Raw genomic sequence first — 15,102 nt, 5'->3', positions numbered from 1 at the left:
ACTCCCCCACGACCGGCATGTGCGACGGGGCCGGCCCGGTCGAGCTACACCGCTCTTTCTCCTTCACACACAGGGTTGGTAGCAACATGGCAATCTCCCGCAGAAACCTCCTCATCGCCTCATCGGTGGCGGCGGGCGGATCGCTCGTCCTCTCCGCGTGCAGCAGCGGCGACTCGGGCGGCGACAAGGGCGGAGCGCACGGCGGGGCCACCGAGTACACGGGCGCCTCCGTCAAGATCGGCACCGCGGAGGACTCCAAGGGCCCCGCCCCGGAGGTCCCCGGCTCGAAGAAGGGCGGCACGATCTACGGCGTCGCCGAGGACGATGTGTCGCACATGGACCCGCAGCGCATCTACTTCGCGTACAACTCCTCCATCGCCATGCTCTTCGCGCGCTCCCTCACCGGCTACAAGACCGACATGGAGGGCCGTCAGACCCTCGTCGGCGACCTCGCCACCGACACCGGCAAGGCCTCCGACGACAACAAGACCTGGACCTTCACGCTGAAGGACGGTCTGAAGTGGCAGGACGGCAGCGAGCTGACGGTCGACGACGTCCGGCACGGCTTCGAGCGCGGCTGGGCCCCGTTCATCACCGAGGGCGCCATCTACGCCCAGCAGGCGCTGACCGGCAAGGGCGCCAAGTGGCGTGACGCGTACGAGGGTCCGTACAAGGGCAAGCACCTGGACTCGATCGTCATCGACAAGAAGAAGAAGACGATCACGTTCAAGCTGCAGGAGTCCCGCCCGGACTTCAACTTCACGCTGGCGATGACCACGTACGCCGCCACCCCGGTCAAGCACGACACCAAGGAGAAGTACGACAAGGCGCCCTTCTCCTGCGGCCCGTACATCCTCAAGAGCCGCTCCATCGACAAGTCGATGACGCTGACCCGCAACAAGAACTGGGACCCGGCGACCGACCCGATCCGCAACGGCTACCCGGACACCTTCGAGTTCGAGTTCGGCCCCACGGGCCTGGAGTCCAACGACCGCTTCATCGCGGACCAGGGCACCGACCAGCAGATGGTCGCCATCTACGAGCCCATCCCCGCCGAGCGCATGCAGAAGGTGCTCACCACCCCCGACATCAAGAAGCGCAGCTTCAACGGCCTGTCGACGGGCACCTACTACTTCGCCATCAACATGAAGCGCGTCACCGACGTCGAGGTCCGCAAGGCCCTCCTCATCGCCTGGCCGCTCGAGCAGAGCCGCAAGATCTACGGCGGCACCAGCGCGGGCGACTACGCGACGACGATCCTCAGCCCCGACATCATCGGCCGCGAGAAGTTCGACCTGTACGGCAAGCTCGACAAGCCGCAGGGCGACGTGAAGCGGGCGCGCGAGATCCTGAAGAAGGCGGGCAAGCTCGGCACGAAGATCGTGTACGCCTTCCCACGGCGCCCCACGTACGACAAGACCAAGATCGTCATCGAGAAGAACCTGAAGGCCGCGGGCTTCGAGCCGGTCATCAAGCCGCTCAACTCGACGGACTTCTACGACCAGGCACAGCGCCTGGACAACAAGTTCGACGTGATGTGGTTCGGCTGGTCACCGGACTGGCCGACCGCCTACACGATGATCCAGCCGATGCTCGACGGCGAGGCCATCGGTGACGGCCAGAACAACGTCTCGCAGTGCGACGTCCCCTGGATCAACGAGGCCATCAAGAAGAACGCCGTCATCCCGGACCCGAAGGAGGCCGGCAAGGCCTGGGCCGCGCTCGACAAGCGGATCATGAAGGAGGTCGTGCCGATCATCCCGGAGACCTACCAGCGCCGCTGGTACCTGCACGGCTCCAAGGTCGGCGGCGCCATCCACGACCCGCAGTTCGCGGCCACGCTGCTCTCCAAGGTGTACGTCAAGGCCTGACGACCGGCCCCCGGTACGGGCTCCCCGCGCGGGAGCCCGTACCGGACACCACGTCCTCAACGGCATCCCCGTCAGGAATCCCAACTGCCATGCTCCGCTTCCTCATTCGCCGCATCATCGGCGGCGCGGTGATCCTGCTGATCATCAGCGCCATCGTCTTCCTCCTCTTCTACACCGCCCCGCGCGACCCCGCGCGTCTGGCCTGCGGCAAGGTCTGCCCGCCGGAGACGCTGGCCCTTGTGAAGCAGAACCTGGGGATCGCCGACCCGGTGCCCGTGCAGTACTGGCACTGGTTCGAGGGCCTGTTCGTGGGCCGCGACTACGACACCTACGGCTTCTGCGACGCGCCCTGCCTCGGCTACTCGTTCCGCAACCGCGAGCCCGTGCTCGCCACCATCCTCGACCGCTTCCCGACCACCGTCTCGCTGTCACTCGGTGCCGCGGTCGTGTTCGTCGTCTTCGGTGTGGGCACCGGCATGCTGGCCGCCGTCAAGCAGGGCAAGGCCCTCGACAAGGTCGCCTCCTCGGCCTCGCTGATCGCCTCGTCCATGCAGATCTACGTCGTCGGCGTCTTCGCCGTGTACCTCCTCACCGACCAGATGCATCTGCTCGACCGGCCCTCGTACACACCGATCTCCGAGAACCCCGCCAAGTGGTTCTCCGGACTGCTGATCCCCTGGCTGGTCCTCGCGCTCATCTTCACGGCGAACTACACCCGCATGGCGCGCTCCCAGCTGGTCGAGTCGATGAGCGAGGACTACGTCCGCACGGCCCGGGCCAAGGGGCTCTCGCGCCGCACCGTCTTCTTCCGCTTCGCCTGGCGCGGCGCCATGGGCCCGATCGTCACGATCTTCGGCCTCGACCTCGGCGTACTGCTCGGCGGCGCGATCATCACCGAGAAGACGTTCGCCCTGCACGGCATCGGCGAACTCTCCGTCAAGGCGGTCGACACCAGCGATCTGCCGCTGCTGCTCGGCGTGGTCCTCGTGGCCGCCGCCGCGATCGTCGTCTTCAACATCATCGTCGACGCCCTGTATGCGCTGATCGACCCGCGCGTGCGGCTGTCCTAGGGCTCAGGGAGAGAGATCTGATGAGCACCCCCTTCCTGTCCGTACGGGACCTGCGCGTCCACTTCTCCACCGAGGACGGCATGGTCAAGGCCGTGGACGGCCTCGACTTCGACCTGGAGAAGGGCAGGACCCTCGGCATCGTGGGCGAGTCCGGATCCGGCAAGTCCGTGACCAACCTCGCCATCCTGGGCCTGCACCACAAGGACAGCACCGCCATCGACGGCGAGATCCTGCTCGACGGGCAGGAACTCCTCACCGCCACCGAGCGGGAGCTGGAGAAGCTGCGCGGCAACAAGATGGCGATGATCTTCCAGGACGCGCTCGCCTCGCTCTCGCCGTACCACACCATCGGCCGGCAGATCGGCGAGACGTTCCGCAAGCACACCGGCGCCTCCAAGAAGGAGGCGCGGGACCGGTCGGTCGAGATGCTGACGAAGGTCGGCATCCCGCAGCCCGACCTGCGCGTGGACGACTATCCGCACCAGTTCTCCGGCGGCATGCGGCAGCGCGCGATGATCGCGATGGCGCTGGTCTGCGACCCGTCGCTGCTGATCGCCGACGAGCCGACGACGGCACTCGACGTGACGGTCCAGGCGCAGATCATGGATCTGCTCAAGGACCTGCAGCAGGAGTTCGGCACGTCGATCATCTTCATCACGCACGACCTCGGCGTCATCGCCGACATCGCGGACGACGTCCTGGTGATGTACGGCGGCCGGTGCGTGGAGCGCGGCACCAAGAAGGAGGTCCTGCGGGCGCCGCAGCACCCCTACACCTGGGGCCTGCTGGGCTCCATGCCGTCGCTGGAGGGGCCCGTGGACGTGCCGCTCTCGCCGATCCCCGGCACACCGCCGAGCCTGCTCAATCCCCCGTCCGGCTGCCGCTTCCACCCCCGGTGCGCGTTCACCGAGCAGGTCGGCGGCGGGCGCTGCGCGGGCGAACAGCCGCTCCTGGAGCTGACCGAGGGCCGCGGCGCGGCCTGCCATCTCACGGCGGAGCAACGGGCCGAATTCTTCGCGGACTTCGCGGGCTCGCGGACCGACTGACGGACAAGAGACGGGATTTCACGACGATGAGCAGCACCACGCCCCCTCCTCTCCTGGACGTCTCGGGCCTCACCAAGCACTTCCCGGTGATGGGCGGCTTCCCGTTCCGGCGCAGGATCGGCGCCGTACAGGCCGTGGACGGCCTGGACTTCACCGTCGCCGAGGGCGAGAGCCTCGGCCTGGTCGGCGAGTCCGGCTGCGGCAAGTCGACGACGGGACGGCTGATCACCCGCCTCCTGGAGCCGACCGAGGGGACGATCTCCTACCGCGGGCAGGACATCGCGCACGCCACCCGCAAGCAGCTGGCGCCGGTCCGCTCGGAGATCCAGATGATCTTCCAGGACCCGTACGCCTCGCTGAACCCGCGGCAGACGGTCGGCAAGATCATCTCGGGTCCGATGGAGGTCAACGACATCAACCCGGCGGGCGGCCGTGAGGCACGCGTCCGTGAACTCCTGGAGACCGTCGGCCTCAACCCCGAGCACTACAACCGCTTCCCGCACGAGTTCTCGGGCGGGCAGAGGCAGCGTATCGGCGTGGCGAGGGCGCTGGCGTTGGAGCCCAAGCTGATCGTGGCGGACGAGCCGGTGTCGGCGTTGGACGTCTCGATCCAGGCGCAGGTGGTGAACCTGCTGCAGCAGCTCCAGAAGGACCTGGGCATCGCGTTCCTCTTCATCGCCCACGACCTCGCCGTCGTACGCCACTTCTCGCAGCGCGTCGCCGTGATGTACCTCGGCCGCATCGTGGAGATCGCCGACCGCGCCGACCTCTACGGCAACCCGCGCCACCCGTACACCAAGGCACTCCTGTCCGCCGTGCCCGAGGCGACGGCGGACGACGTCCCGCGCCGCGAACGCATCCTGCTGACCGGCGACGTGCCCTCGCCGGTCAACCCGCCCTCCGGCTGCCGCTTCCGCACCCGCTGCTGGAAGGCACAGGACAAGTGCGCGACGGACGCGCCGCCGCTGGTGCGGATCGAGGGGAACGGGGACGGGCATCTGACGGCCTGCCACTTCCCCGAGGCAGCCACGGAGTTGGCGATCCCCGCGGCCCGCAAGTCGCTGTAGCCCGGCACAGCCGCCCGGCCCCGGCCCCGCCCCTCCCCCTTGACCCGAGCTGGGCGCGGCGCCCGGAGCCGGGACACGCGGAAGGCCCGCGCGCCTCAGGGCGGCGCGGGCCTTCTGTGCGGTTCCCCCCGGCTCAGGACGGCTCACGGCGGCTCAAGGACCGGTCGAAGTCGTCCACCGTCTCCACCACCGAGACCCACTTCTGGCCGTGCGCCAGATACACGCGCAGGTGGGACCTCGGGCCCGTGCCCGACCCCGTGAAGTACGTGTCCGCGCCCTTCCCTCTCTCTTTCATTCCGCAGTTGCTGAGGACGTTGCGCAGGTGCTGGACCACTGCGTCGGCGTCGGCGGCCCGGGCGAACTCCGCGTAGCGGTGCCGGGCTGCGGCGTTGTTGTCGCCCCGGTAGGTCTGGGTGTAGCGGCCGTGTCCCGGCGTATCGCCCGAGCCGAGCGGCGCACAGCCGACGTCATTGATCCCGATCTTCATGATGCTCACGTCCGTGTCGCCGCCGTAGTCCCCCTCCTGCCAGTGCCACTTCCCGTACAGCGGAAGCTCCTTTGCGCGCAGCAGGTGCACCACGCCGTCCTTCCGGTACTCGGTGTCGCCCATCTCGTACTTGCCCGGCTCTCCCGGACGGTCCGCCGGACGCACGTCCCTGCCGCCGTCGCCGCCCCCGGGCACGACCGCCCAGAGCACCGCGCCCGCCACGACCGCGACCGCCGCCGTGGCCACCGCGATCCGGCGCCGGGCCCGCCGCCTGCCGCCCCTGGCCCGCAGCTCCGCGCCGTCCGGCAGTCGCAGCCTGACGTCGTCGAGGAGTTCCTCGACCTCGGTCCGCCCCTTGAGCTCAGCCATGGCTCGCCGCCCCCTCCGTGCTGAACGCCGCCGTGTCGGCGAGGCGCTCCCCCAATACCTTGCGGGCCCGGCTCAGCCGGGTGCGTACGGCGCCGTTGGAGGCGCCGGTCTCCTGTGCCACCTGCTCCACGGGGAGGTCGAGGAGATGGTGCAGGACCACCACCTGCCGCTGCTGGAGCGGGAGTTCGCGCAGCGCCTCCACCAAGGCGACGCGGTCCGCGGAGAGTTCGGGTACGTCACTCCCCGGGCCGTGTCTGAAGTGGGCGCGCAGCCGGTTCCTGGTCCGCCGCCAGGTGCTGATGGCGAGCCGCGACGCCACCGTCCGCACCCACGGCAGCGGATCGCCCTCCCGCGTGAGCCGGTCCCACCGCTGCCACGCCCGTACGTACGCCTCCTGCACCGCGTCCTCCGCCTCCGCCAGATCGCCGGTCATCGCATAGACCGTGGCGACCAGGCGCTTGGCCGTGGCGGCATAGAACGCATCGAACTCGGCGCCCTGCCCCTGCTCCGTCTCTCCGACCCGCGTCGCCATCGTCCCCCGTCCCTCCCTCACCCGACGCGCTCGTCCGCCCGCCGCTTCTGACTGATACACGCTGGGCGGGCGGAAGTTGTTACAGGCGAATTCCCGGCACCTTCACAGGGGGGTTCCCTGCGCCGGGTCGGAGACGTCCTGCACAAGAAAAAAGACGGGGAGTACCCGGGACCTCGGTCCCGGGTACTCCCCGTCGTGTACGGCCGAGCGGCGCTCAGCCGACCAGTACCGCCTTCTCCTCGGCGAAGTGGCACGCCGATTCGTGGGCCGCGGGGGTGTCCTTGCCCTTGAAGCGCTCGGGGATCGCGAGCAGCGGGATCTCCTTCGCGCACTTGTCCTGCGCCTTCCAGCAGCGGGTGCGGAAGCGGCAGCCGGAGGGCGGGTTGGCGGGCGAGGGGACGTCACCGGTGAGGATGATGCGCTCGCGGCCTTCGCGGGCCTCCGGGTCGGGCACCGGCACCGCGGAGAGCAGCGCCTGCGTGTAGGGGTGCGTCGGGTGGTCGTAGATCTGCTCGTCCGAGCCGATCTCCGCCATCTTGCCGAGGTACATCACGCCCACGCGGTCCGAGATGTGCCGGACGATCGACAGGTCGTGCGCGATGAAGAGGTAGGAGAGGTTGAACTCGTCCTGGAGCTTCGCCATCAGGTTGATGACCTGGGCCTGGACGGAGACGTCCAGGGCCGAGACCGGCTCGTCGCAGATGATGATCTCGGGGTTGAGGGCCAGACCGCGCGCGATGCCGATGCGCTGGCGCTGGCCGCCCGAGAACTGGTGCGGGTAGCGGTTGATGTACTCGGGGTTGAGGCCCACCACGTCCAGGAGTTCCTGCACCTTCTGGCGGCGCGACCCCTTCGGGGCGACCTCGGGGTGGATCTCGTACGGCTCCCCGATGATGTCGCCCACCGTCATACGGGGGTTCAGCGAGGTGTACGGGTCCTGGAACACCATCTGGATGTTGCGCCGGACCGCCTTCAGCGCACGCCCGGACAGCTTGGTGATGTCCTGGCCCTTGTAGAAGACCTCACCGGCCGTGGCCCGCTCCAGCGTCATCAGGAGCTTGGCGACCGTGGACTTGCCACAGCCGGACTCGCCCACGATGCCGAGCGTCTCGCCCTGGTACAGGTCGAACGAGATGCCGTCGACCGCCTTGACCGCGCCGACCTGCTTCTTGATCAGGATGCCTTGGGTCAGCGGGAAGTGCTTCACCAGGTTGCGGACCTGGAGGATCGGTTCGCCGCGCTCGGCCGGTGCCTCGATGGCCGCGACGGCCTCCTCGGCGGTGGCCGCGTCGACCGTTTCCACGTCGGAGACGTTCGGGGTGGCGTCGGCGGGCTCTTCCGTCTTCTTGAGCGGCTCAGCCATGGATCGTCTCCTTCCAGAAGTGGCACGCGCTGCCGCGGCCGGCCAGCTCCGCGCCGTCCTGCTCGGTGACCGGCACCAGGGCCGGGATCTCCGTGCGGCAGATGTCCTGCGCCTTGGGGCAGCGCGGGTTGAACGCACAACCGCCGGGGATCTTGAGCAGGTTGGGCGGCAGGCCCTTGATCGCGTAGAGCTCCTGGCCCTTCTGGTCAAGGCGCGGGATCGAGTCGAGCAGACCCCGGGTGTACGGGTGTGCCGGGCGCTTGTAGAGCTCGTGCACCGGCGCCGTCTCGACGATCCGGCCCGCGTACATGACCGCGATCTTGTCCGCGACGTCGGCGACGACGCCGAGGTCGTGGGTGATCAGGATCAGGCCCATGTTGTACTCGCGCTGGAGCTCCGCGAGCAGATCCATGACCTGGGCCTGGACCGTCACGTCGAGCGCCGTGGTGGGCTCGTCCGCGATGATCAGGTCCGGCTCCAGGGCGAGCGCCATCGCGATCATGATGCGCTGGCGCATACCGCCGGAGAACTGGTGCGGGTAGTCGTTCACCCGCTCCTTGGCGGCCGGGATCTTGACCTTGTCCATCAGCTCGATGGCCTTGGCCTTGGCCTGCTTGCGGCTCATCCCCTCGTGCACCCGGAACATCTCGCCGAGCTGATAGCCCACCGAGAGCACGGGGTTGAGGGACGAGAGCGCGTCCTGGAAGATCATCGCGATCTTGCGGCCGCGGATCTTCCTGCGCTCCTCGTTGGACATCTTCAGCATGTCCTGGCCGCGGAAGAGGATCTCGCCCTGCGGGATCTTTCCGGGCGGCATGTCGAGGATGCCCATGATGGCCTGGGCGGTCACGGACTTGCCGGAGCCCGACTCACCGAGCACGGCGAGCGTCTCGCCCGCGTCCACGCTGTAGTTGACGCCGTTGACGGCCTTGACCACGCCGTCCCGGGTGTGGAACTCGACGTGCAGGTCCTTCACGTCCAGGAGGCGGCCGCTCTTCTCCTCGCCCGAGCGGGGGGCGGGGATCGAGTTTTCCTTGATGTCGATGCTGGTCACGTACGCCTCCCTCAGCGCAGCTTCGGGTCGAGGGCTTCGCGTACGGCGTCACCCATCATGATGAACGCCAACACCGTGATGCTCAGCATTCCTGCCGGGAAGAACAGCGTGTGCGGGTTGTTCCGGATGTCCTGCGTCGCGTCCGAGATGTCGCCGCCCCACGAGATGGCGCCGTCGCCGAGACCGAGGCCCAGGTAGGACAGCGTCGACTCGGCGACGATGTACGTACCGAGCGAGATGGTCGCCACGACGATCACCGGAGCCAGCGCGTTCGGCAGGATGTGGCGGAAGAGGATCCGCTTCGTCCCCGCGCCGAGCGCACGCGCCGCCACCACATAGTCGGCGTGTTTGGTGGTGATCACCGCGCCGCGCATCACCCGCGCGATCTGCGTCCAGCCGAGGAAGGCGAGCGCGCCCATCACGACCCAGACGGTGCGGTCGGTGAAGGCGTTCAGGACGACCATCGCGCCGAGCAGGAACGGGATGCCGAAGAACACGTCGATGAGACGCGAGATCAGGCTGTCCCAGAAGCCGCCGAAGTAGCCGGCGAGCATGCCGCACAGGCCGCCGAAGAGGGTGACGAGCAGCGTCACGCCGACGCCGACGAGGATGGAGTTGCGCGCACCGTGCACGACGCGTGCGTAGATGCTGCGGCCCGTCCTGTCGTAGCCGAACCAGTCCGCCTGGAAGAAGTGCCCGAGGTTGGGCTTGCCCAGGAAGTGGTTGACCTGGTCGCCGGTCTCCGGGTTCGTACCGGTGAACATGCCGGGGAAGGCCGCGACGAGCAGCAGGACCAGGATCAGGAACGCGGAGATCACGAAGAGCGGGTTGCGCCGCAGTTCGCGCCAGGCGTCGCCCCAGAGGCTGCGCGGCTTGCCCGTCGAGGCGGGGGCGGAGACCGCGCTGCCCGCCACGACTTCGTCCTTCGCCGCGGCTGTCTCGTCGGTGGTGGAGGTCTTGGTGAGGTCAGGCATAACGGATCCTCGGGTCCAGGACCGCGTAAAGCAGGTCGACGATCAGGCTGGCTGCGAGGTACACGAGCACCAGGACGGTGACGACGCCGACGATGACCGCGCCCTCACGGCGGGCCAGCGCCTGGAAGAGCAGGTTGCCGACGCCCGTCACGTTGAAGATGCCCTCGGTGATGACCGCGCCACCCATCAGGGTGCCGACGTCGGTGCCGAGGTAAGTGACCACGGGGATCAGCGAGTTGCGCAGCAGGTGCCGGGTGACGATGCGCTGGCGCGGCAGTCCCTTGGCGACCGCGGTGCGCATGTAGTCGGCCTGGCGGTTCTCCGCGATGGACGTACGGGTCAGGCGCGCCACGTAGGCGAGACCGACCATGCCGAGCACCAGGGCGGGCACGAGCAACTGGCCCATGTTCTCGGAGTCCTGGACCGTGGGTGTGATCCAGCCCAGCTCGTTGCCGAAGAACAGCTGGCAGAGCAGGCCGACCACGAAGATCGGGACAGAGATCACCAGGAGCGTGAAGAGCGTGACCGTGTTGTCGACGAGACGCCCGCGCCGGATGCCCGCGAGGACACCGAGGGTGATGCCGACGATGAGCTCGAACGTCCAGGCCATCGAGGCCAGTCTCATCGAGACCGGGAACGCCTGGGTGATCTCGTCGAGCACCGGCCGGTTGCCGGCGATGGTCTTGCCGAAGTCCCCTTGCAGCAGGCCGCCCATGTAATGCAGATACTGCTGCCAGAGCGGCAGATCCAGACCGCGGTCGTGCCGGATCTGCGCCACCTGCGTGGGGTCCGGCGGCTTGTCTCCCCACAGCGCCCGTACCGGGTCGCCGGGGAGCACGTTGACCATGATGAAGATCAACAGTGTTGTCCCGATGAAGACCGGGATCATCTGGAGCAGTCGCCGTGCGACGTAGCGCCCCATTGGTGCCTCCGTCCAAATCCGGAGTCGCCCGAAGCGACGCCCGGGGTCACCGGGCGTCGCTTCTCGGGCGGACTTCCGTCGACTACTTCTTGAAGACCTCGATGTCGGACAGGACGGGGTCACCGGCCTGGTCGAACACCACGTTCTTCACGTTCTTCGAGTGGGCGGAGAGCGTCTTGTTGTACCAGAGCGGGATGCCCGGGAACGAGTTGACCAGCTGCTTCTCAGCCTTCTGGTACAGCTCCGCGGACTCGTCGATGGTCTTGGCCTGGTCGGCCTTCTTGGTCAGCTCGTCGAACTTCGGGTCCGAGAAGCCGCCCTTGTTGCCGTCGACGCCGGTCCCGTAGAGGTCGGCGAGGAAGTTGCCGTTGAACGGGTAGTCGAGCACCCAGCCCGACCGGTACATCGCCTTGACTTCCTTCTTGTCCCGCACCTCGGTGTCGGCCTGGAAGTCGGTCTTCGGGTCGCCGACGCACTGGACGCCGGTCGACTTGGTGATGCTGTTGCACACCGCCGTGACCCAGCCCTTGTGCGGCTGGTCGGCGTTGTACTGGATGGAGATCTTGTTGCCCGGAACGCCGCCGCCGTCCTTGACGAACTGCTTGGCCTTCTTCGGGTTGAACTTGCAGTACTCGCCACAGGCGCCGGCCTTGTAGCCCTTGACGCCCTTGGCGACCCAGCCGGTGGCGGACTCGCGCGTACCGGCGAAGGTGGTCTTCGCGATGGTGTCGCGGTCGATCGCCATGGACAGACCCTGGATGACCTTGACGTCCATGTCCTTGAACGTCTTGCTGTAGAAGGCCGGGTTGACCGTGTTGATCGCCGAGAAGTCCTGCTCGATGGCGCGGTCGCCGAAGTCCTGCTTGAAGTTGGCGAGTTCGCTGTCCGGGATCAGCGGCATCGTGTCGACGTTGTCCGAGCGCAGGTCGTTGTACGCGGCCTGCGGCGTCGTGTACGCCTTGAAGTCGATGCCACCGTTCTTGGGCTTGTCCTCGCCCTTGTAACCGGCCCACGCGTCGACCTTGATCGACTTCTTGTGGTCCCAGCTCTTGAACTTGTAGGGGCCGTTGCCGACCGGCGCCTCGCCGTACTTCTTCGGGTCCTTCAGGGCGGCCGAGGGCAGCGGGAAGAAGGGCTTGTAGACCAGCTTGTACGCGTAGTACGGGATGCCGGAGTTCAGCGTGATGGTGAAGGTGTTGTCGTCGACGACCTTGAGGCCGGACATTTCCTTCTTCTTGGCCTTGCCCTTCTCCGGGTGCACGTCGTCGTAGCCGACGATGTCGCGGTACCAGGAGCTGTTCTGCTGGCCGTTGGCCGGGTCGGCCGCCCAGTTCCAGGCGTCGACGTACGACTTGGCGGTGACGGCCTCGCCGTTGTGGAACTTCCAGCCCGGCTTCAGCTTGACGGTCCACACCTTGTTCGCCTTGTCGGGCTTGACCGACTCGGCGTTCTCGTAGGTGATGTTGCCCTGCTTGTCGTAGTACACCAGGCCCGTGAAGAGCGCGTCGATGACGACGCTGCCGTACGCCTCCATGGTGTTGGACGGCTGCAGAGCGTTCTGCGGCTCACCGTTGGCGTAGCTGACGATCCCCTTGGGGTCGACCTTGCGATTGGCATCGTCGCTGCTGTCGCTGCCGCCGCCACAAGCGGTGGCGGTCAGCGCCACAACACCGGCTATCGCGACCCACTTGGCGCTCTTGGCACCACGCATGGGGTTCCTCCTCATGAGTCCACTTGTCCACTACAAGAGGGGGTACGAAATCGCGCCGACACCCCTGACGGCGAAGATCCAGTACCCCAGTGTGCTCGTGAGTCGGCGCTCCCCACAGCGCGTGACCCATTGACCCGAGCTATACGCGGTCAACTATTAGCCATGAGGTACCGCCCGACCACACCCTTTTGGTCTCGGTTCAATCACACCTGGCACGTACAACTTCCAAAATCCGGACAAACCGATCCGAGATAGATGGTTGCGAAACGGACGTGTTACACATCTAACGGTCAGTGACGTCCGTATATCGGACGTTCCGCAGCCGAAAAAGGGTTGCCGCGGACGTCTTCACGCGACAGTGGCCACACCGTACCGTCAGGGCAAACGCAAGAGGCCGGCTTCCGCCCAACTCCCCGAAGGGGCGGCGGAAACCGGCCTCATACGTGCCGAACGCACCGCCGGATGTTTACCAACCGGCGGTGCGCGGGCGTCAGTTGTGCTTGGCGCGCGACGCGGCGCGGCCGCGCTCCTTCTGGTCGAGGACGACCTTGCGGATACGCACGGTCTCCGGGGTCACCTCGATGCACTCGTCGTCGCGGCAGAACTCCAGGGACTGCTCGAGCGAGAGCTTGCGCGGCGGCACGACGTTCTCCGTGGAGTCCGCGGAAGCCGCACGCATGTTGGTGAGCTTCTTCTCCTTGGTGATGTTCACGTCCATGTCGTCGGAGCGCGAGTTCTCACCGATGATCATGCCCTCGTACACCTCGGTGCCGGCCTCGGTGAAGATGACACCGCGCTCCTGGAGGTTGATCATCGCGAACGGCGTGACCGTGCCGGAGCGGTCGGCGACGAGCGAACCGTTGTTGCGCGTCTTCAGCTCGCCGAACCACGGCTCGTGGCCCTCGAAGATGGAGTGCGCGATGCCGGTGCCGCGGGTCTGGGTCAGGAACTCCGTGCGGAAGCCGATGAGACCGCGGGACGGAACGATCCACTCCATGCGGATCCAGCCCGAACCGTGGTTCGTCATGGTCTCCATGCGGCCCTTGCGGGTCGCCATCAGCTGCGTGATGGCGCCGAGGTGCTCCTCCGGCGAGTCGATCGTCATGCGCTCGATGGGCTCGAACGTCTTGCCGTCGACCTGCTTGGTGACCACCTCGGGCTTGCCGACGGTCAGCTCGAAGCCTTCCCGGCGCATGGTCTCGACGAGGATCGCGAGCGCGAGCTCACCACGGCCCTGGACCTCCCAGGCGTCGGGACGCTCGGTGTCGAGGACGCGGAGCGAGACGTTACCGATCAGCTCCTTGTCCAGGCGGTCCTTCACCTGGCGGGCGGTGACCTTGTGGCCCTTGCCGCCCTTGCCGACCAACGGCGAGGTGTTGGTGCCGATGGTCATGGAGATCGCCGGCTCGTCGACCGTGATCAGCGGCAGCGCGATCGGGTTCTCGGGGTCGGCCAGGGTCTCGCCGATCATGATGTCCGCGATACCGGCGATGGCGCAGATGTCACCGGGGCCCGCCTTCTCGGCCGGCTTGCGGGTGAGCGCCTCGGTCATCATCAGCTCGGTGATGCGGACGTTCTGCTGCGAGCCGTCGCGCTTGATCCACGTGACGGTCTGGCCCTTGCGCAGCTCGCCCTGCTCGACGCGGCAGAGCGCGATACGGCCGAGGAAGTTGTCGGCGTCCAGGTTGGTGACGTGGGCCTGGAGGGGGGCCTCCTCGTCGTACTCCGGAGCGGGGACGTGCTCCAGGATCGTGGAGAAGAACGGCTCCAGGTTCTCGCTGTCGGCGGGGACGGTGCCGTCCTCCGGCTTGGTCAGCGAGGCGATGCCGTCACGGCCGCAGGCGTAGACGATCGGGAACTCGATCTGGTCCTCGTCGGCGTCCAGGTCGAGGAAGAGGTCGTACGTCTCGTTGACGACCTCGTCGATCCGGGAGTCCGGGCGGTCCGTCTTGTTGATGCACAGGATGACCGGCATCCGGGCCTGGAGGGCCTTGCGGAGCACGAAGCGGGTCTGCGGCAGCGGACCCTCGGAGGCGTCGACGAGGAGGACGACCGCGTCCACCATCGACAGACCGCGCTCGACCTCGCCGCCGAAGTCGGCGTGGCCGGGGGTGTCGATGATGTTGATGGTGATCGGGTCACCACCGTCCTTGGGGTGGTACTTGACGGCCGTGTTCTTGGCCAGGATCGTGATGCCCTTCTCACGCTCCAGGTCGTTCGAGTCCATCATGCGGTCGTCGAGCGACTCCGCGGCGTGCGCGGCGAAGGCGCCGGCCTGCTTGAGCATGGCATCGACGATGGTCGTCTTGCCGTGGTCGACGTGGGCGACGATGGCGACGTTACGAATGTCGTGGCGCGTGGGCATACGAGCTGCGCTTCTCCCGGGAAGAGTGGACGGCGGCGCGTACGGTCCGGTACGCGTGCCCTGCCGGGCAGAACACGCCACGGCCTTACCCCAGTCTACGTGGCCCGGACGGAGGCGGCCTCCGCGGGGTCTTCGGAGCAGCGGCGAGGGGGCTTGAGCCGCAACCGGGGTGAGGGGGGAATCCGCAGGTCAATGGGTAGGCACGACCTTGCCCGCCGGGGTGTCCGGCGGGCAAGTGAGTTGAGCGGAATCTGAGCGTCAGATGCGTGAA

The 15,102-nt window shown here is 67.4% G+C and carries 12 protein-coding genes; 4 read left to right on the top strand and 8 right to left on the bottom strand.

Annotated elements, in window-relative coordinates; all coding sequences use genetic code 11:
* Positions 1-86: 86 nt before the first annotated feature.
* The 4 genes from ACFWZ2_RS03960 to ACFWZ2_RS03945 all read left to right on the top strand — a co-directional run bounded on the left by ACFWZ2_RS03960 (position 87) and on the right by ACFWZ2_RS03945 (position 5,054).
* Positions 87-1,871, top strand: a complete 1,785-nt coding sequence (locus ACFWZ2_RS03960) for an ABC transporter substrate-binding protein (RefSeq protein WP_384541401.1) — start codon at positions 87-89, stop codon at positions 1,869-1,871.
* Positions 1,872-1,960: 89 nt separating this feature from the next.
* The gene (locus tag ACFWZ2_RS03955) at positions 1,961-2,941 is read left to right on the top strand and encodes an ABC transporter permease (RefSeq protein WP_384541398.1); all 981 of its coding nucleotides are present in this window, start codon (positions 1,961-1,963) and stop codon (positions 2,939-2,941) included.
* A gap of 20 nt (positions 2,942-2,961) precedes the next feature.
* A complete protein-coding gene (locus tag ACFWZ2_RS03950; RefSeq protein ID WP_384541396.1) occupies positions 2,962-3,987 on the top strand; it encodes an ABC transporter ATP-binding protein in 1,026 nt (341 codons plus the stop codon).
* Positions 3,988-4,013: 26 nt separating this feature from the next.
* Positions 4,014-5,054 (top strand): ABC transporter ATP-binding protein, encoded by a 1,041-nt coding sequence (locus ACFWZ2_RS03945; RefSeq protein ID WP_384541393.1) that lies wholly within the window; start codon positions 4,014-4,016, stop codon positions 5,052-5,054.
* Positions 5,055-5,187: 133 nt separating this feature from the next.
* On the opposite strand, the gene ACFWZ2_RS03940 is transcribed toward ACFWZ2_RS03945, so the two are convergent.
* The 8 genes from ACFWZ2_RS03940 to typA all read right to left on the bottom strand — a co-directional run bounded on the left by ACFWZ2_RS03940 (position 5,188) and on the right by typA (position 14,831).
* Positions 5,188-5,910, bottom strand: a complete 723-nt coding sequence (locus ACFWZ2_RS03940) for a hypothetical protein (RefSeq protein ID WP_384541390.1) — start codon at positions 5,908-5,910, stop codon at positions 5,188-5,190.
* Positions 5,903-6,442, bottom strand: coding sequence for a SigE family RNA polymerase sigma factor (locus tag ACFWZ2_RS03935; protein WP_384541388.1), 540 nt, complete (start codon positions 6,440-6,442; stop codon positions 5,903-5,905). The genes ACFWZ2_RS03940 and ACFWZ2_RS03935 overlap by 8 nt, the downstream gene beginning before the upstream one ends.
* A 214-nt stretch (positions 6,443-6,656) precedes the next feature.
* Complete coding sequence (locus ACFWZ2_RS03930) at positions 6,657-7,805, bottom strand: ABC transporter ATP-binding protein (RefSeq protein ID WP_384541385.1); 1,149 nt, start codon at positions 7,803-7,805, stop codon at positions 6,657-6,659.
* Positions 7,798-8,850 carry an ABC transporter ATP-binding protein gene (locus tag ACFWZ2_RS03925; RefSeq protein WP_384542136.1) on the bottom strand — a complete coding sequence of 351 codons (1,053 nt, stop codon included), beginning with the start codon at positions 8,848-8,850 and terminating at the stop codon, positions 7,798-7,800. The genes ACFWZ2_RS03930 and ACFWZ2_RS03925 overlap by 8 nt, the downstream gene beginning before the upstream one ends.
* A 20-nt stretch (positions 8,851-8,870) precedes the next feature.
* Positions 8,871-9,833, bottom strand: a complete 963-nt coding sequence (locus ACFWZ2_RS03920; RefSeq protein ID WP_384541383.1) for an ABC transporter permease — start codon at positions 9,831-9,833, stop codon at positions 8,871-8,873.
* A complete protein-coding gene (locus tag ACFWZ2_RS03915) occupies positions 9,826-10,755 on the bottom strand; it encodes an ABC transporter permease (RefSeq protein ID WP_384541380.1) in 930 nt (309 codons plus the stop codon). The genes ACFWZ2_RS03920 and ACFWZ2_RS03915 overlap by 8 nt, the downstream gene beginning before the upstream one ends.
* A gap of 82 nt (positions 10,756-10,837) precedes the next feature.
* Entirely contained in the window at positions 10,838-12,466 is a 1,629-nt protein-coding gene (locus ACFWZ2_RS03910; protein ID WP_384541378.1) for an ABC transporter substrate-binding protein, read from the bottom strand.
* A 490-nt stretch (positions 12,467-12,956) separates the two neighbouring features.
* The gene (typA, locus tag ACFWZ2_RS03905; RefSeq protein ID WP_384541375.1) at positions 12,957-14,831 is read right to left on the bottom strand and encodes a translational GTPase TypA; all 1,875 of its coding nucleotides are present in this window, start codon (positions 14,829-14,831) and stop codon (positions 12,957-12,959) included.
* Between the last annotated feature and the right edge of the window lie 271 nt (positions 14,832-15,102).

It is taken from the genome of Streptomyces sp. NPDC059002 (genome assembly GCF_042740435.1).
In the GTDB taxonomy this organism is placed as follows: domain Bacteria; phylum Actinomycetota; class Actinomycetes; order Streptomycetales; family Streptomycetaceae; genus Streptomyces.
This window is presented reverse-complemented; position numbering and strand designations above follow the sequence as displayed.